The following is a 17,867-nucleotide window of genomic DNA, read 5'->3' on the forward strand; positions in this document are numbered from 1 at the left end:
CCACCAATTCCAACAATTCTTCATCGTCAACCATATCGCATTTGTTCATAAATACGATGATGTAGGGTACACCCACTTGACGTGCCAATAAGATGTGTTCGCGGGTTTGCGGCATCGGACCGTCGGCAGCGGAAACCACCAAAATCGCGCCGTCCATTTGCGCCGCACCGGTAATCATGTTTTTTACGTAGTCGGCGTGTCCCGGGCAATCTACGTGTGCGTAGTGGCGGTTGGCTGTTTCGTATTCAACATGTGAGGTATTGATGGTAATGCCGCGCGCTTTTTCTTCGGGGGCATTGTCAATTTGATCGTAGGCTTTTGCCGCACCGCCGAATTTTTTAGACAAAATAGTGGTTAATGCAGCAGTGAGTGTGGTTTTACCATGGTCAACGTGACCGATGGTGCCAACGTTTACGTGCGGTTTGCTCCGCTCGAATTTTTCTTTAGCCATGGCTACTTCCTATTCCAAAGAGTTTAATAAAAATAAAGAATGGTGCCCATGGGCGGAATTGAACCGCCGACCTCTCCCTTACCAAGGGAGTGCTCTACCCCTGAGCTACATGGGCCGGATTTTTCATTCAACTGGAGCGGGTGAAGGGAATCGAACCCTCACCGTAAGCTTGGAAGGCTTCTGCTCTACCATTGAGCTACACCCGCGTAAACTTACTTAAACATGACTCCAAGTAAGACTTGAAATTGGTGGAGGGAGAAGGATTCGAACCTTCGAAGCTTACGCAACAGATTTACAGTCTGCCCCCTTTGGCCGCTCGGGAATCCCTCCAAAGAAGTTCGGCATGATAATAACTGCCGCCATTGCTGTCAAGAATATTTATGCTGAATTTACAAAATTTCTGCTAATTCTTTGGTTTTGGCGTAAATTTACTTATTTGCCATTAGTTTTTGATACTTCGCTTCCAATTCTTCTCGGGTTTCCGGTTTTTCTTCGTTAATCAAGATACAATCCACCGGACAAACTTGCTGACATTGCGGCTCATCATAATGACCAACACACTGCGTGCATTTATCCGGATCAATTTCATAAATTTCATCACCCTGATAAATAGCATCGTTGGGACATTCCGGTTCACACACATCGCAATTGATGCACTCATCGGTAATAAAAAGGGACATTGCTTAGATCCTTTACTTTAAAATATCAAGAAAATTCTCGCATTATATACAAATAAATATCACCTAAATACAGATTATTGTCTTCGTCAGCAAGCCAATCAACAATCAGCTTAAAATAATAAGGTTGAAAATCTTAACTTTCGGTATTTTTACAGCATTGCCGACACACCGCACTACTTTTGGTAAATTGTTTGACCATGCGCAACAATGTTTATTTTAGGTTTATTTCAGGCAGCCGCAGGTATGCAATACCGACTTCTCACTTGCAAACCATCATAAGCGGGTGCAGCATTCGGCGGGCATTGTGCCAATAAAGATTCGTATTCCAGCGCATGAGTCATGTGAATAAAATAGGTATGCTTAGCGGCAATGCGTTCGGCAAAAGCAAAGGCTTGTTCACGGCAAAGATGACTGGTGTACGCACGCTCCATTAAGCAATCCAGAAATAAATAATCCACACCCGCCAAACAAGCAACCACTTCATCGCTGATGTCATTTAAATCAGTGAACCACGCCAAATTACCAATACGAAAAGCACTGCATGTCCAACGCCCGTGCGGTACTGCAAAATGCCAAATAGGCACTTGGTTAATATGGAACACGGGATACTGATCACTCGTTTCCACAACATGTGCCTGCAATACCGGACGATTCCAATGATGTCCGACAGGGAAAAATGCGTAATCAAACCGTTGCTGAATATTGGCAATGGTGTGTTTGTTGCCGTAAATAGCAATCGCACCTTTTTGCCGATAACAAAATGCACGCAAATCATCAATGCCATTCAAATGGTCTGCATGCGGGTGCGTGTATAAAACACCATCAATACGCGGCAGCTGCTCGCGCAAGGCTTGCCATCGAAAATCGGTACCGGTGTCTATCAGCCAGCCTTGTTCTCCAATTTGCACATAAGCACTGCAACGGCTACGGCAATTTTTCGGATTGCGGCTGACACATGTGGCGCAATCACAGCCGACAACAGGGCTACCTGAAGAACTGCCGCAACCCAAAACGGTGAGGGTAATATCAACAGTCATGATGTTTATTTTCCATTAACCGTCAATGCGCGGCACTTTGCTGAATAAACGATAAAAATTGTCGGTGGACGCTTGTGCTATGGTGTCAAACGATTCACCGCGCAAAGCGGCAATGAATTCAGCAGTATGGCGCACATACGCCGGTTCATTGATTTTACCTCGCTTGGGCGCAGGAGCCAGATAAGGCGAATCGGTTTCCACCAATAAACGATCCAATGGGACATAACGGCAGGCTGCCTGAATTTCAGACGCATTTTTAAAGGTAATAATGCCGGAAAAAGAAATATAAAAACCCAAATCCAATGCCGCTTCGGCAAATGCCGTGTCTTCGGTAAAACAATGAATCACCCCGCTTTGCGCTTGCTGTTCGCGCAGCAATCGCAAAGTATCCGCACCCGCGTCTCGGGTATGCACAATCAGCGGCAAGCCGCTTTGATTGGCTGCCTGAATATGAGTGATGAAGCGTTTGTGCTGCCAGCTTAAATCACCGCTGCACCAATGATAATCCAACCCTGCTTCGCCAATACCCACCACTTTGGGGTGCTGCGCCGCTTCTGCTAACTCTGCTTGGGTGAATTCGGCAGCATCTTGTTGGTCAGGGTGAACACCCACAGTGGCAAAAATGTGTTCATATTGCTCCGCCAATGACAGCACTTCAGCAAAAGTTTCACGGCTCACGCTGATTGCCAAGGCTTGACGCACATCATTATCTGCCATATTGGTAAAAATTTCAGGCAACCTGTTTGCCAAATCAGAAAAATTTAAATGGCAGTGTGAATCAATCAGCATGATTACTACAAAGTATATGTGGGGCGTTCATTCAGCAACGCACCCGGCAACAAATCTTCAATCAGCTTCTTGGTGTCAATTGAAACCTCATCATCACCAAACGCCAAACCCACGCCTTTTGCCTGACCATTATTGCCGGTTGTGTAGTTAATCCACGCCACCGTGGTGCGCAAATATTTGGGTTCTCGCAAATCGGGTAATTTGGCAATCAGCAAAACTTCATCACCCATAGCGAGATTGGGATCGGCGTTGGGTGCAAATAAACCCCCGTATTTCAAAAAACCAATGTAGCTGCGATAAAGTTCAACTCGGTTGGGTATATCCAAATTGAGCATTTTCCCGGGAAGATCAGCGGGTGGGTTAGACATTTTTATTCTTTCGTTTTGTGTTGCCAAAGTGTTAAATAATCAATCAATAAAGATTCAGCTTGCATTTTAACACTGAGGGTGTGCTGGCCGTAAGGGGCAAGCGAAATCAGCTTATCTTGTAAGTCAAAAATCAAAGAAGCACGAATACGCTGCGTCAGATTATTCAATTCGTTTTGCCGCGACGGATAATACAATGCCGCCATATTTTGCTGCGATAAGCTCATGTCTGTCAGCCATTTTTGCAGCCAATCCATCAATACCGATAAGGGTAATTTTTGTTTATCAAAACGACCGGCATAATCCAAAATTGCCAACAGCCGCGGCGACACCAGCAAATCCAGCAGCTCTTGTCTTAACACATCTTGTTCAGGCTGTTCGTCAAATAACGGCGCGCCGCCATGAAACGCCAGCAAATCAGCAGCATTTTCCCTGCCATTCTGCCGCAAAAACTGCAACGCCTCCTCGAAAGCGGGGGCGGGCAAGACCAATGCACGGCAACGGCTTTTGATGGTAGGCAATAGTTTATCTTTATTATGGCTCACCAATAAAAAAGTTACCTGCGGCGGCGGTTCTTCCAAAATTTTCAATAAGGCATTGGCTGCCTGAAGATTCATGCTCTCAGCAGGATAAATCAGCACCACACGCCGACCGCCGCGATGTGAACTTAAGTGTGCAAAGTCCAATACAGTCCGCACGGCATCAACTTTAATCTGCAACAATTTTCGAGCTGACGTGTCATCAGCTGTTTCCGGCTGTAATTCACAATAATCCGGGTGATTTTTCTGCGCAAACAAATGACAAGAGGCACATTGTCCGCATGGCTGATGGTTCGCTTGCGGCTGTTCGCATAACATGGCTTGCGCCAAGTATTGGGCAAACACCAATTTTCCCGTTCCTTGCCGCCCATGCAACAGCCACGCATGGGCTTGCTGCTGCCAATGGCTGCTGATTTGCTGCCATGCTGCCGATTGCCACGGATAAATCATGTTATCGCATTCATTCAAAAATTAGCTCACACCACACACAAGACGCGCCAAAGCCTGTTCAATTTCTTGGCAAACTTCTTCTTTGGGGCGATTGCTGTTTATTACGCGATAACGCTGCGGTGCAATTTGAGCGCGCTGCAAATAAACCGCACGGGTACGTTCAAAAAAATCAACATCTTCCTGCTCAAATCGATCCTGAGACCGCCCCGCCTCATGAATACGCGCTAAGGCTGCCTGAAGATTTATATCCAGTATCAGCGTTAAATCAGGCTGAAAATCAGACTGTACCCAATTTTCCAACACAGCAATATCTGCTTGCGCCACTCCCCTGCCGCCGCCTTGATAGGCAAATGTCGCATCGGTGAAGCGATCACACACAACATTGATGCCTTTTGCCAGCGCGGGTTTGATAACCTCTTGTAAATGCTGCTGACGTGCAGCAAACATCAGCAAAGTTTCGGCGCGAACATCAACACGACTCGCCGGGTTTAATAATAATTCACGCAAAGCCTCTCCCAGCCGCGTGCCGCCCGGTTCTCGGGTTTGCAATATCGGCAAATTTTGGGCGGCAAACCAACGGCAAATGGTGTCTAAATGAGTGGATTTTCCGGCACCGTCAATACCGTCTAAAGTAATGAATTGAGCATTCATGGTTTATTTGATTTATTTTCCGGCGTTTTTTTCAAAATATATTGACGCACCGCCGTATTGTGTTCATTTAAATGGTGACTGAATTGACTTTTGCCGCTGCCGTCCATACGCGAGACAAAATACAAATATTCCTCTGTTGACGGATGCGTTGCCGCCAGCAAAGCCTCTTTACCCACCAAAGCAATCGGCGTGGGCGGCAAGCCGTTGCGGGTGTAGGTATTATAAGGCGTATCGCGCTGCAAATCGGCTTTTCGAATATTGCCTTGATAAGCCTCGCCCATGCCGTAAATCACCGTGGGATCGGTTTGCAGACGCATGTTTTTATGCAAACGATTCACAAATACCGCTGCCACATTTGACCGATCATCAGGATGCCCCGTTTCTTTTTCAATAATGCTCGCCATAATCAGCAATTCATAAGGATTTTTATAAGGCAAATTCGGTGAACGGTCGTCCCACACTGTCTGCAACTGTTTTTGCAAGGTTTTATATGCCAACTGATACACCGCAAAATCACTGCTGCCAATATCCGTTTCATAGCTGTCGGGAAAAAACAAGCCTTCGGGGTTATTGCTGATGGCATGCTCATCAATTTTCGCCAGCAATTGTGCATCGGTTAGATCTTGGGTGTCATGGCGCAAATTGGGATTGGCATTAATCACACGGCGCATTTGCGCAAAAGTGCTGCCCTCCACCACCTGCACGATTGATCTTTCCGGTTTGGCATCGGACAAATATTCCACCAGCTGCCATGCAGATACAGACGACGGCAAATGATACACCCCCGTTTTTAATTTGTTTTGTGCACCTTGCAGATAGGCAGACACCAATACTGCATAGCGATGATACACAATGCCATTGTTTGCCAGTGTGCGGCTCACTGCCGCCATGCCTTGTCCTTGAGTAATCGCCACCCGAAAACCATGAGTATCTTTCGGTACAAACAGTGCGAAACCCACCGCTGAAGCGGCAAGCAAACACAGCAGCAACAACACACGAAAAAATAAGCGCATCGTCAATTCCTTCTGATAATCACATTCCAAGCAGCCCGAAAATCATTTTCAGGCTGCCTGCAACGGTTTAATTTTTACGCTGTTCAGCCCTGTCTGCCGCTGCCGTAAACAACACATCGGTAGATGAATTCAGTGCAGTTTCGCAAGAGTCCTGCACCACACCGATAATAAAGCCCACCGCCACCACTTGCGTTGCCAAATCATTGCTGATGCCAAACAAGCTGCATGCCATCGGAATCAACAACAGCGAACCGCCCGGCACACCCGATGCGCCGCAAGCACCAATTGATGCCAGCACACTCAACAATACCGCCGTTGGCAAATCCACAGCAATGCCCAAAGTATGCACCGCCGCCATAGTCAATACCGTGATGGTAACCGCCGCACCCGCCATATTGATGGTTGCTCCCAGCGGAATGGAAATCGAATACGTGTCTTCATGCAACCCCAATTTTCGGCACAGCTCCATGTTTACCGGAATATTGGCAGCAGAAGAGCGGGTAAAAAACGCGGTTAAACCGCTTTGTCCTAAGCAGGTAAATACCAGCGGATACGGATTGCGGCGAATTTTCCAGAATACCAGCAAAGGGTTCACCACAAAAGCCACAAACAACATTGCCCCCACCAACACCAACAGTAATTTCACATAAGCCAGCAATTCGCCAAAACCCGTGGCTACCACAGTAGATGCCACCAAACCAAATACACCAATGGGTGCCAAACGAATCACCCACTGCACAATTTGGGTAATCGCACCTGCCAATTCAGACAAAGCATTTTTTACAGAATCTGCCGCATGGCGCAGTGCCAAACCCAGTGCAACTGCCCACGCCAAAATGCCGATGTAATTGGCATTTGCCACGGCACGAACCGGGTTATCCACCACATTCATCAATAAAGTGTGCAGCACTTCCGAAATACCTGACGGCGGCGTTTGCGCCACAACACCCGTGACCAAAGTTAATGATGTAGGAAATAAAAAGCTGGCAGCCACCGCAACCAATGCAGCACCAAAAGTACCCACCAAATACAAAATCAAAATCGGCTTGATGTACACCTGATTGCCGGTTTTATGCAAAGCAATGGCAGATGCCACCAAAATCAATACCAAAACAGGGGCAACGGCTTTAAGCGCACCCACAAAAAAACCACCCAAAATCCCCACAGACAAACCGCCTTGAGGCCACAATACCGCCAGCAAAATCCCCAGCACCAGCCCTGCCACAATTTGCCGCACCAGGCTGCCTGAAGCATATACTTGCCATATTTTCTTAATGGACATAGCCACTTACTCCCGTTCACTTAATAATTAAGTTATATAAATAGGTAATATTTAGGTAATATTTAGGTAATATTTTAGGCGAATCACAAAAACTTCGTTGCTTTTTATATCTTTTTAAACGCATATTCAATTTGACGCATTATTTTCTTGACAGAAAAAAAGCCATCGGTATAATACCCAATTCTTCGGGGTGTAGCGCAGCCTGGTTAGCGCATCTGCTTTGGGAGCAGAGGGTCGTGAGTTCGAATCCCACCACCCCGACCAGTATTATTTTTAAGTGCTAATTCCCGAAATCATGAGTTGAGTACCCGTAGCTCAACCGGATAGAGCACCGGCCTTCTAAGCCGGGGGTTACAGGTTCGATTCCTGTCGGGTATGCCAAAGTTTCCAGTGGTGGCTGTAGCTCAGTTGGTAGAGCCCTGGATTGTGATTCCAGTTGTCGTGGGTTCGAGCCCCATCAGCCACCCCATTATTTTTTCGCCTGCTTAAATCAGGGCGAAGATAAAAAAGACTGAATTACTTTTGAGTGAATTCAGTCTTTTTTATCTGTTGTTCGCCAATAGCAAAAATGAGCGGATACAATGCCATAATCATAATATACATTAATAATACACACCGAAATTTCGGCTTACCTTGTTGAAATTCAGCCAATTATTGATGATAATGCCTCATCGTTTTCAGAAAGTATGTATCATGACCTTAACCAAAGCCGAGTTGGCAGATATACTCATTGACAATATTCCGGATATGACCAAATTTGACGCCAAAGAAGTGGTGGAATCTTTCTTTGAAGAGATCCGCGTTGCTTTAGAAAACGGCGAAGAAGTCAAAATTTCCGGTTTCGGTAATTTTCAATTGCGCGATAAACCGCAACGCCCCGGACGAAACCCCAAAACCGGCAAATCCGTACCTATCTGCGCACGCCGTGTGGTTACTTTCCATTCTTCACAAAAACTTAAAGGCATGGTGGACAGACTCAAAGCGAAACAATCACGCTCCGCCTAAATTATTTTTAAGGCAATATTGCTGAGTTCCTCTTGCCAAATAATTCACTGTCTTCTATAATTTTCGTTTCAGTCGGAGTGTGGCGCAGTCTGGTAGCGCACTTGCATGGGGTGCAAGGGGTCGAAGGTTCGAATCCTTTCACTCCGACCAAAAATTGACACAAAAAAGATGCCTAATGGCATCTTTTTTGTGTTTTCAGATATTACAGTCAAACTACTTTCTTTTTCATTACACATCAATCCGAAACAAGCTGCCGCATAAATGCAATGGTTTTATTTAGCAGCATAGCCAATTAAAATAACCCTATCAAAATATATAGCTATACTATTATTTTTTTCAGAGAAAAAAGCCATGACTTACTCTGCAGATTTCAGAAAGTTAGCCTTAGATAAATTAACAGCGGGCATGAAAATCAAACAAGTAGCCGTTGAAATGAATATTGATGTTTCCACCATTTACAAGTGGAAAAACCATCAGCCTGTCAGCAAAAACAAACGCAAGCCGTTCTTTCACAAAATTGATCCCGAACTGCTAAAACAAGACGTTGAGCAATATCCTGACGATTACCAATCTGAAAGTGCCGCTCGTTTTGGCTGCTGCCAGCAGAGAATAGGACAAATGTTGAAACAGTTGAAATTATCCCGAAAAAAAAAACGCTAAAACACCCAAAAGCAGATGAAGAAGAGAGAAACCAATTTACTCAAAAGTTGCAAGAATATCAGGCACAAAATCGCCCCATTGTCTATTTAGATGAGAGTGGTTTCCAGCAAGATAACACTCGGACACACGGGTATTCAGCAAAAGGAGCTCGCTGTTACGGTGTTTTTGATTGGCACAAAAAAGCCCGAACCAATGCCATAAGCACATTACTGAATAATCAACTACTTGCTGTGGCTTTGATTGAAAATACGATTAACAGTGATGTTTTTTATGCGTACACCGAGCAAATCTTACTGCCTGAATTGCCGGAAAAAACAGTTTTGGTTATGGACAATGTACCCTTTCATAAACATAAAAACATTAAAATGCTCTTGAATGAACATGGTCATCATATACTCTGGCTGCCTGCATACAGCCCTGACTTAAATCCCATAGAACATGAATGGGCATGGGTAAAAGCGGTACGCAGGTTTTTCAGGCTTAATGACATTGATATGCTATTCAAATTGTGTATGGGGGTTATTTCGATTGAATGGTTTATGTGGTTAATTTTTTTGAAAAATTTAATAGTTTAGCTGTATATCAAAAATTACAGCATTATTTCAAGAAAGAATGAGCGGTAATCCACAAAAAAAGCAGCCCGAACGGGCTGCCTTAATTCATCAAAACACTGCTACATCGTTACGGATTACATCACAACAATCTGTTGATTTTGTAATAGTTCCAATACATCGGTTCTCACGTTTTCAAGAATGGCAATATCGGTTTCGGCATATTGATTGCCTTTGCCGTCGCGGTCAATACTGACAATGGTATTACCGTTTTCAATGCGGGTGTGAACATACTCTTGCAAGGCTTGAACATTTTCCGAAGTGAGCTTACCGTTGCTGATGTCTGCCAATAATTGATTTGATACATCTTCCAGCAATTGCGATAAATCCAATCGGTCAGCATTCACATTTTGGGCGATGTTTGCCACAGTGAAACCTTTAATGACGTCCGTGCCGTTACCAAAATCAGCGGCGGTTTTATTCAGCGCATCAAATACCACCACGTCTGCCCCGCCTGCAAACAAGTCAATTACATCATTGCCGCTGCTGCCATGAATCACGTTGTTGGCACTGCTGCCGATGATGTGGTCATCACCTTGGCTGCCAATAACGTTTTCAATATTGGCAATCGATGCCAATTGCATCGAACCTTCGCTTACCGTGCCGCTAAGTAAATCAACGGTTAAATGATGTCCTTGCACTTGGCTGAAATCAACAGTGTCTGCTCCGGTATTGCCGTCCATTTTCAGCACATTGCCTGTGTGCAAATCGGTAACGGTAAACGTATCCGCCCCCTTGCCACCCATAAACTCACCCGATCCTGTTACAGTGAACTCTTGATCCAACCAATCATTTACCATGCCCATGCCCATACTCATAAAGGTCATTGACAAATTCTGTACTTGAACACCGCTGGCAACTTCGCTTTGCACTGCGCTCATTTGGCTGTTCAGGTTGCCGTAACCGTTGGCAAGATCACCGGTGATTTTGTTTGCACCGGCTGCACTGTCAGGGCTATTGCGCCAGTTTGAATCATACCCGTTGTTGTTCGTACCCAATAATTGATCCACGGTATAGCCATTGATGGTACTGATGTCAGTATCCAAGGCAGCCAGCTTGGCGGTTAAGCTGGTAATCAGTGCGCTATCGCCCCGAATTTTCGCTGCATCTAAAGCCACCGCTACCTGCAATTTGGCGATATTCGCCAACATCGCAGCATATTCTTTGGTGGTATTCACCAAGAATTGCTCCAGTGCATTGGTTTGCGATGCTACGTTGTTGGCATTAGTAAGGCCAGGTAGGGACAGGGTGGAAGTGTATTTACTCATGCCGCTGAGTAAGCTCGGGTCTTTCAATAAGCCATTCACTTTATCAAACAAACTGTTGTATTTATTGATTAGTGAAACCGTGTAATTGGTATGGAAATCATTGAAAGTACTTGCAGCCGATGATTTGGCATTAGCCCAATACATTTCCCCATTGAAAGAAATAGTTACGTCTGATCCGCTTTTACTTATGCCGCTGGGGGACGCATTATTGTCGTTCAGTGTTACGTTGAACTTCAAGTTAATGGTGTTATCAGCCACCGCAGTATTGATTTCGCTTATCAAATCAGTGTAAGGCTGTTTGTTATAGACAAGAAGCGAGTTGGTGTCGGTTACATCTGCTTGGTTACCCGATGAATCCAATGCTGCCGCGCTGATTTTGCCGCCGTTTAAGCTTAAATCAGCAGTAATGTTGGCTGTGTATTTGCCATTAACCGATGTGGTTGTGGCCAATTGCATGTCTTGCGCTGCATTAAACACACCGTCGCCGTTTTTATCTTGGAAAATCACCACGCTGCCGTTAAAGCCTGTCGCGGTATTGCCGGATACCGCAATGCTGTCGCCGCTCAAATAGCCCGGGCTGCCTAAATCGGTTACGGCGATGGTGGGATTAACCAAATCTACTTGATTGATGACAGCAGGTGAGTATGCCGCTCCGTAAAGATTATCCACGGCAATAACGCCCACTTTGTGCGCACCCAATGCACCTATATTGATGTTGGTACTGAAATTGCCTGCGCTATCGGCAGTGAGCTGCGCCAGTATTTCGGCTTGGCTGAAAGTGCCATCGTTGTCTTTATCATCAAAAATAATCACTTTACCGCTGGGTTCAGCTTTGCCGCTGATGGTTTGCTCTAAGCCCGCCAGCCATTGGCTGCTAATCGTAACCGTGGGCGCAGCAGGTGCTCTGGGCGGATCAATTTCCGCCGCCGCAACAGTGGTATAAACATCGCTGCCCACTTTGAAGGTTACATTCACTTCATCACGAGTTACCCCTTTGGAATTGATGTATGCTGCTAAACCCACCACATCGGCAGCATTGGTAATGGCGATAGCACCGGATTGAACTTGCCCGGTAGCCGCAAATTGGGCGGTGTATGTATGACCATTAATTACCACGCTGACATTGACGGTTTTACCTGCCTCAAATCTGCCGCTGTAGTTGAGTTCATTGCTGCCCAACAAATCAGCGGCTTCAATTTTGCCGTTGCCGTTAAAGTCAAACACCGCGCTGTATTCCGGGATAAACGGCGAAGGTAAAACACCGGGCAGCAGGCTTTCATCAATGTTGATGCTGATGTCTTTGGCTGTTGAGGCTTCTTTGCCGCCGTTATACAACACTGACGCAATAATGCTTGCCGACGCACCCTGTAATGAACCGCCGTTGTTGGCTTTGGCTTCTGCCACCAAGTATGCCCACGCTTTTTGCGCTTTGGCGGCATCTTGGCTTAAATCCAGCTCCCAAGTCAGATCTGACTTAACCTTAGTGGTGAATTCTTGTGAACCCAAACCGATTTTAATGGTGTCTCCCGGTTTCACTTCCGCACCGAACACTGTACCCGTGATTTTTTGATTGCTCAAAATATTACCGGATTTATCGGTGAATTCGTTTTCGGTGGCATTTACGGTTAAGGCATCATCATTCAATACCACATCAATCGTAATGCCCGCTTGTGTCGGCTGCGGAATTAACGCACTGCTCAAGTTTTTGGCGTCCATTTTGTGGACTCCGGTAGTGAGCAGCTGCCCTTTGCGGTAAACAGCAATATGATATTCGGCAAACGAAAGGTTATTGGCAACATCACGGGCAATATCTTCACCCTTCACTTTGAAGGTTTCGGTTTTCAGCCCGTTGCTTGCCACTTGCGATAAAGTAACCGAATAATCCAGCCCGCCTACGGTTAATACCACAACATCGCCGTCTTTCACGTCTGCCATGTTCAGGGTAACGTCAACAACTTTGTATTTGGCGTTGCCAGCATCGTAAATATCGGCGTTGGCAATATCGTTGTCGTTACCGATACCGTCATCCAGTGATTGAATCACCGGTACTTTGGAAATATTGTATTGGACATCTTGAGAAATCGTGCCAATATTGCCTGCGGCATCTTGCATTTCCAAGTAAAACCGAACTTGACCATTGTAGGGTGAGCCTGCTTTAAAAGATTGCTCCAAAGCAATTTTGGCAATGTTGATGGTGAAGCTGCCTGAAGAATTCACCCGCGCAAAACCGGCATCATGGTAATAACCTGCCGCATCGTCCCAAATTTGCAAAATCACAATACCGGATTTGTAGTTTAAAACATCATTATTGCTTGCGGAAACCGTACCGTTCACTTGCATTAAACCGCCCGCAGTTACCGGAGCATTTTCCAAGTCGATGGTACTGATGTTCAATACGGCATCAACGATGGAATCTACTTTGAAATCGTTGCCGCTGGCAGTATCGGTGCTGACCGAGGAAATGGTTTGTTTGGAAGTGTGGATATTGCCGGACGCATCAATACTGTTCACCACCACATCAAAATTTTTGCCTTTTGCCAATAATTTCAGAATATCGGTGTCTTTCGCAGTTACCTTATATTCATAAGTGTATTGCGTTGCACCGCCGGCCAGCTGCGATTTAATCACCGCATTCACTTGGTATTCAGTTGTACCGTCTTTGAATACCAAAGAAACAGTAGTATTTTTAGAAAAATCATATCGTTGAGCGGCATCGGCAACCGCATTATTTGCCAGCACACCGGAAATGGTAAAGCCTGTGAACTCTCCGGCGGTAAAGATACTTTCTGTACCGCCATTGCCGTTATTCACTTGAATCACATTGCCTTGGCGGTCATAACCCAGCTGATACATATTCAATGTACCCAAATCATTTTGCTCAATGGATACATCAACGGGAGAAATCACACGGTAAATAAAGCCTTTCGGATCCAGTTTATAACCTTGGCTCGGATCAAAATTGCCTTTGCTGTCGGTGGCATTTAAGTAAATGTCAAATTTGCCGCCGACGGCGTTGATTAAATCTTTAGCAGAAATAGTGGCAGCAACCGATCCATCGCTTTTGACCACCGCATCATACACTTTGATGATTTTACCGTTGGCATCTAAATGGACTATTTCCATTTGGTCGCCTTTCACCCAAGAATAGCCCGCAGAATCAATCTTGGCTTTAAAGGTGATGTCGCCGCCGGATGTTAGTTCCGTCATTGAGATATTGGCGTCTTTGGTATTGTTTCCGCTGATTTGTGATTGTGTTACATTATAAAATTCAATGATTTGCAACACATCAGAACCGCCGGTTACTGAACCTTGCGCGGTGGATTTTACTTGGCGGTCTGCCGAAAATGCCGCCATATTGCCGGCGCGGTCAGTCAAATGAGCAGTAATGTGCAAATTGAAGTAATCGCCTGCCGGATTAAGCTGCGGCACAAGAAATTTACTGCCCGGAATGATGACTTCATACTTGCCGGTTTTATCAATGATTTTGCCTTCAAATATTTCAGCATCCATGGTAACGATAACTTTATCGCCCACAGTAAATTCTTTGGCAGTAATTTTCCCGCTTACGGTAATGTTGCCTTGAGCCTCATTAATATCCACCACATCATTGCCCGCTACTGCATTAACGCTGATGCTGACATTGGTGGGATCAACTGCCTGATCAACAATAACAGTGCAGCTGGCATCGTTATTAAATTGAATGGTGGTTTGTTTGCCGTCGCGGTAGCCTTGCAGTTTGGTGGTAATGATAACTTTTTGTTCTGTGTATTCTGCAGTTGCCAAATTTTGAATGTCTTTGGCTGCAATAATGGCACTCCACAAACCGCCTTCTTTTACCACCGCTTCATATTGCTGTTTGCCGACATTAATCAACACAATATCGCCAACCGCATAATCACCCAACACAATACCGGTTAATTTCACCGAAGACACTGAACCGTTGATAATACCGTTTACGATACCATCACCCACCAAATCACCCATGCGGTTTTCCACACTGCCGGGCGGAATATCAGGCTGTTCAATTTCATAGCTTTTCAATGCCAGCAATTTTTCACCGGTAGTGGTTTCCACCAACACGCTGACTTGTTTGGCAGCATCGGCATACAAAGCTGAACCTGCCACCGCAATTTTGAATAAACCGCCCTCGCCCCATTCATTACCATTGCTGTACTTAGCAGCGGCGGCAGGCACAATCATTTCATACACTTTGCCGCCCACGTTTACCGTAATTTTGTCGCCAGCCTTTGCATTCAACAACACGCCTTGCACATAGGTTTGGTTCACCGCCTCCTTGATGGTTACCAAATTGGGTTTGTCTGCGGGATTGGTCGGATCAACTTCAGTTACCGACATAATGATTAAGCTGTGATCATCAGTGGGGCTGGTTATGCTGTCTCCGCCCTCAATGGCGTAGCCTTTGGAAGCGGCATATTCAACCACTTTGCCTTTACTGTCGGTACCATACACCGTAACCGTAATGAACTTACCCGCGCTGTTAATGAAATCCAGCCCGTTTACTTTAATGCTCCATTTGCCGTTGGCATCCAGCTTACCTTCGTAGGTGTTTTCGTTGATAACAATGGTTACTTTATCACCTGCTTTGTAGAGCGTTTTATCCCCGCTTACCGATCCGGTTACGGTGATGTCCTTGGTGGCTTCGGTGGTATCAACGGTATCATCGCCTGTGATTTTATCAATCACCACTTTTAATTTGGCATTGGAGCCGTTATCCGTATTACCACTGCCGCCATCACCCGGCAGTTTATCTATCGGTGTGGGCGGATTGGTTTCTTTATCAACATTACCATCGCCATCGGTGTCTTTTCCGCCGCTGATCGTTGTATCACCGTTAAGCGGGAAAGTTAAACCGGGCGGCAATCCGGGCATACCCGGGTAAATCTTCCAATTGCCGCTGGCATCAATGGTTGTTGTAAAAGTGTCTCGTTTGCCGTCGTCGTTCAAATCGCCTGGGTCGAATGTCAGAATTAAATCCGGCGTTCCTCTGCCGCCCATGCCGGTGGCATCATTATAATCAATGGTAAACCACGGTTTTTCAGTATTGCCGCCACCGCCACTGCCGCCATCGCCACCACCACTACCGCCGCCGCCACTGCCGCCACCGCCACTGCCGCCACTGCCGCCACCGCCGCCATCGCCACCACCACTGCCGCCATCGCCACCGCCGCCACTATTACCGCCGCCATTGTTACTTCCACCACTGCCACTGCCACTGCCACCGCCACCGCCACTCGCCGCAGCTGCCGCAAGCCCCAAAGTGCTGGCAACAGCCACCATACCCAATGTGGAGAAACCCGCAGCATCTACCGCTGTAGCAGCATCTGCCGCAGTACCTGCACCGTTTGCCAGCATGGGTTCAATTCCGGAAACAGCCGTAAATTCAGTTGCCCCTTGCACGCTGCCCATCAGCACATTATTGCCGTGATACAGGCTGCCTGAAGCCGAATCTTGCAGTACCAAATCGTTATCAAATTTAAAATAATTTTCGATAACCACTTCTTCGCCGTTGGCTTTAACAATAACCAAATCATTGCCCACACGCTTGGTTTTAACCAACACAGAAGATCCGTGTGCTTGCTTGGTTGCATCAACGCCCTTTACTGCATCTTCCAACACAAAAATTTGATTGCCAGTTGCTGTTATGCGGCTGGCCGTGCTGGTTTGGACCGCACCGCTTGCCTTATTAACAATAGTAATCCCCATGACACACTCCCTTATCAAAAAAACAGAAACAATACCTAAATTATTGAATAGTAATAAAAAATAATCTTTTCAATACTATTAGATTACTTTACGATACCGTTATGGATTATTTTGCGATACTATCAAATTAGGTACTAGATACTATCAGGTTTAGACACTAAACACTACTGAATTAGACATCGCCAAATGATATGACTTCATGAGTTTAGTTTAGTTTGGTTTAGTTTGGTTTAGTTTGGTTTAGTTTGGTTTCAATACATCACCAGGATATAGTTGAACCACTTTCTTTTTTCACCATACAACAATTCAAAAAAATCAATCTATTACGGTAGAAGTCGGAGTAAAAAGACGTAGCCATGTACAAAAAATAGCCGTTTATGATCTATGGGACAAAATTCATACTGAAAACGGATGCATTCCTTATACTGAAAGGCTTTAAAGGGAGTTAACAGAGTTTCAAGCATTGCTGACTGAATGGTACAGTCATTACCGAGAAGGCTTTAAAAAACAAATTTATTCTGTACAGACGAGTAACTTACATCACCAAAATTCAAAGTTACGCAGTACTTATTTAAACTTGAAATGAAACGCGGGGTTGACTGTTTACATTTGAACAGCGTCCCGATTGAAATATTCCGAAAATGACCAACGCGTTGGAGAGTAAATTCAGCGATTTAAAACGACATTTGAATTATCATTCAGTGGTAAAAAGAAAAATAAAATATTGTTTATTATTGATTATTTTAAAAATAGTTCACAATCGAACAATATCAGCATGAATTTTATCCCATAGACTATAGTTTGGTTATATTTTCACAGCTTTACAATTACTGCCATTGTAAAAACACATAAACGCAACAACCCATTCGTGATATTACCATTCAATAACATCACAAACAGATTGTCGCGCTTCAAGCACAATAACTATTTTGGATTTTTTCCCACGCTAATGACCAAAACGCCCATCCATGAAAATATGAAAAAGAAAGCGGTTCTGCTGTATAACCAGGGCAATCGCATGAAAGATTTAACACAGTTTCAGTAGTTGCTCACGGTAATTATCAGAGGTAGCCGCCAGTAATCGCTGTACTTTAATACCACCTTTGCGCTTCACAGGTGATAGGCGGATTAGGTTAAGAGATATGCGGTGTAATATGGCTAAGTTATGAGCAGCGAAGCCATTTCTGGCTCGCATTTGATCATCTTTAAAAGCAATATCCATGCACCAATGCAAACTGTTTTCAATGCGCCAATGCAGGCGTATGACGTGATTCAACAATTCGGCATTGTTTGATAAGCTGCTGATATATAATCGTTGTTCATAGGTTGTTTTTCCATTGAT

14 protein-coding genes and 7 tRNA genes are annotated in these 17,867 nt (G+C 45.2%); 7 read left to right on the plus strand and 14 right to left on the minus strand.

Annotated elements, in window-relative coordinates:
• From Q384_RS08460 to sstT, 12 genes are all read right to left on the minus strand, one after another.
• The coding region (locus Q384_RS08460; RefSeq protein WP_037585583.1) for a GTP-binding protein at positions 1-451 on the minus strand (451 nt) is incomplete at its 3' end.
• Between the two features lie 40 nt (positions 452-491).
• A tRNA-Thr gene (locus Q384_RS08465) sits at positions 492-566 on the minus strand.
• Between the two features lie 17 nt (positions 567-583).
• Positions 584-657: transfer RNA gene (locus tag Q384_RS08470), tRNA-Gly, on the minus strand.
• A 40-nt stretch (positions 658-697) separates the two neighbouring features.
• Positions 698-781: transfer RNA gene (locus Q384_RS08475), tRNA-Tyr, on the minus strand.
• A 98-nt stretch (positions 782-879) separates the two neighbouring features.
• A complete protein-coding gene (locus tag Q384_RS08480) occupies positions 880-1,131 on the minus strand; it encodes a YfhL family 4Fe-4S dicluster ferredoxin (protein ID WP_037587178.1) in 252 nt (83 codons plus the stop codon).
• Positions 1,132-1,358: 227 nt separating this feature from the next.
• The gene (locus Q384_RS08485; RefSeq protein WP_037587179.1) at positions 1,359-2,168 is read right to left on the minus strand and encodes an MBL fold metallo-hydrolase; all 810 of its coding nucleotides are present in this window, start codon (positions 2,166-2,168) and stop codon (positions 1,359-1,361) included.
• Between the two features lie 15 nt (positions 2,169-2,183).
• Positions 2,184-2,960, minus strand: a complete 777-nt coding sequence (locus tag Q384_RS08490; RefSeq protein WP_037587180.1) for a TatD family hydrolase — start codon at positions 2,958-2,960, stop codon at positions 2,184-2,186.
• Between the two features lie 2 nt (positions 2,961-2,962).
• The gene (locus tag Q384_RS08495; RefSeq protein ID WP_037587182.1) at positions 2,963-3,325 is read right to left on the minus strand and encodes a PilZ domain-containing protein; all 363 of its coding nucleotides are present in this window, start codon (positions 3,323-3,325) and stop codon (positions 2,963-2,965) included.
• A 2-nt stretch (positions 3,326-3,327) separates the two neighbouring features.
• The gene (gene holB, locus Q384_RS08500) at positions 3,328-4,311 is read right to left on the minus strand and encodes a DNA polymerase III subunit delta' (RefSeq protein ID WP_037587183.1); all 984 of its coding nucleotides are present in this window, start codon (positions 4,309-4,311) and stop codon (positions 3,328-3,330) included.
• 21 nt (positions 4,312-4,332) lie between these two features.
• Positions 4,333-4,962, minus strand: a complete 630-nt coding sequence (tmk, locus tag Q384_RS08505) for a dTMP kinase (protein WP_037587184.1) — start codon at positions 4,960-4,962, stop codon at positions 4,333-4,335.
• Positions 4,959-5,975 (minus strand): endolytic transglycosylase MltG, encoded by a 1,017-nt coding sequence (gene mltG, locus Q384_RS08510; protein WP_051940769.1) that lies wholly within the window; start codon positions 5,973-5,975, stop codon positions 4,959-4,961. Before mltG ends, tmk begins: the two co-directional genes overlap by 4 nt.
• A 67-nt stretch (positions 5,976-6,042) precedes the next feature.
• Positions 6,043-7,257, minus strand: a complete 1,215-nt coding sequence (gene sstT / locus Q384_RS08515; RefSeq protein WP_051940774.1) for a serine/threonine transporter SstT — start codon at positions 7,255-7,257, stop codon at positions 6,043-6,045.
• A gap of 186 nt (positions 7,258-7,443) precedes the next feature.
• Here sstT and Q384_RS08520 point away from each other — a divergent pair.
• From Q384_RS08520 to Q384_RS08550, 7 genes are all read left to right on the plus strand, one after another.
• Positions 7,444-7,521: transfer RNA gene (locus tag Q384_RS08520), tRNA-Pro, on the plus strand.
• Positions 7,522-7,561: 40 nt separating this feature from the next.
• A tRNA-Arg gene (locus Q384_RS08525) sits at positions 7,562-7,638 on the plus strand.
• 12 nt (positions 7,639-7,650) lie between these two features.
• A tRNA-His gene (locus Q384_RS08530) sits at positions 7,651-7,726 on the plus strand.
• 224 nt (positions 7,727-7,950) lie between these two features.
• Positions 7,951-8,262: an integration host factor subunit alpha gene (locus tag Q384_RS08535; RefSeq protein ID WP_037587185.1), complete on the plus strand. Its 312-nt coding sequence runs from the start codon at positions 7,951-7,953 to the stop codon at positions 8,260-8,262.
• A gap of 73 nt (positions 8,263-8,335) precedes the next feature.
• Positions 8,336-8,412, plus strand: a tRNA-Pro gene (locus tag Q384_RS08540).
• Between the two features lie 201 nt (positions 8,413-8,613).
• Entirely contained in the window at positions 8,614-8,922 is a 309-nt protein-coding gene (locus tag Q384_RS08545) for an IS630 transposase-related protein (protein ID WP_037587186.1), read from the plus strand.
• Positions 8,901-9,497: an IS630 family transposase gene (locus tag Q384_RS08550; RefSeq protein WP_245608533.1), complete on the plus strand. Its 597-nt coding sequence runs from the start codon at positions 8,901-8,903 to the stop codon at positions 9,495-9,497. The genes Q384_RS08545 and Q384_RS08550 overlap by 22 nt, the downstream gene beginning before the upstream one ends.
• 113 nt (positions 9,498-9,610) lie before the next feature.
• Here the strand turns inward: Q384_RS08550 and Q384_RS08555 are convergent, their stop codons facing one another.
• Positions 9,611-16,525, minus strand: a complete 6,915-nt coding sequence (locus tag Q384_RS08555) for an Ig-like domain-containing protein (RefSeq protein ID WP_037587187.1) — start codon at positions 16,523-16,525, stop codon at positions 9,611-9,613.
• Positions 16,526-17,552: 1,027 nt separating this feature from the next.
• The coding region (locus Q384_RS13345; RefSeq protein WP_037587442.1) for an ISAs1 family transposase at positions 17,553-17,867 on the minus strand (315 nt) is incomplete at its 5' end.

This window comes from Stenoxybacter acetivorans DSM 19021 (assembly GCF_000745895.1).
GTDB lineage: Bacteria > Pseudomonadota > Gammaproteobacteria > Burkholderiales > Neisseriaceae > Stenoxybacter > Stenoxybacter acetivorans.

Excerpts from the sequence above, each read along its gene's own strand:
- Q384_RS08480 (WP_037587178.1), bottom strand. The coding sequence starts at position 1,131 with ATGTCCCTTTTTATTACCGATGAGTGCATCAATTGCGATGTGTGTGAA.
- Q384_RS08485 (WP_037587179.1), bottom strand. The coding sequence starts at position 2,168 with ATGACTGTTGATATTACCCTCACCGTTTTGGGTTGCGGCAGTTCTTCA.
- Q384_RS08495 (WP_037587182.1), bottom strand. The coding sequence starts at position 3,325 with ATGTCTAACCCACCCGCTGATCTTCCCGGGAAAATGCTCAATTTGGAT.
- holB (WP_037587183.1), bottom strand. The coding sequence starts at position 4,311 with ATGATTTATCCGTGGCAATCGGCAGCATGGCAGCAAATCAGCAGCCAT.
- tmk (WP_037587184.1), bottom strand. The coding sequence starts at position 4,962 with ATGAATGCTCAATTCATTACTTTAGACGGTATTGACGGTGCCGGAAAA.
- mltG (WP_051940769.1), bottom strand. The coding sequence starts at position 5,975 with ATGCGCTTATTTTTTCGTGTGTTGTTGCTGCTGTGTTTGCTTGCCGCT.
- sstT (WP_051940774.1), bottom strand. The coding sequence starts at position 7,257 with ATGTCCATTAAGAAAATATGGCAAGTATATGCTTCAGGCAGCCTGGTG.
- Q384_RS08535 (WP_037587185.1), top strand. The coding sequence starts at position 7,951 with ATGACCTTAACCAAAGCCGAGTTGGCAGATATACTCATTGACAATATT.
- Q384_RS08545 (WP_037587186.1), top strand. The coding sequence starts at position 8,614 with ATGACTTACTCTGCAGATTTCAGAAAGTTAGCCTTAGATAAATTAACA.
- Q384_RS08555 (WP_037587187.1), bottom strand. The coding sequence starts at position 16,525 with ATGGGGATTACTATTGTTAATAAGGCAAGCGGTGCGGTCCAAACCAGC.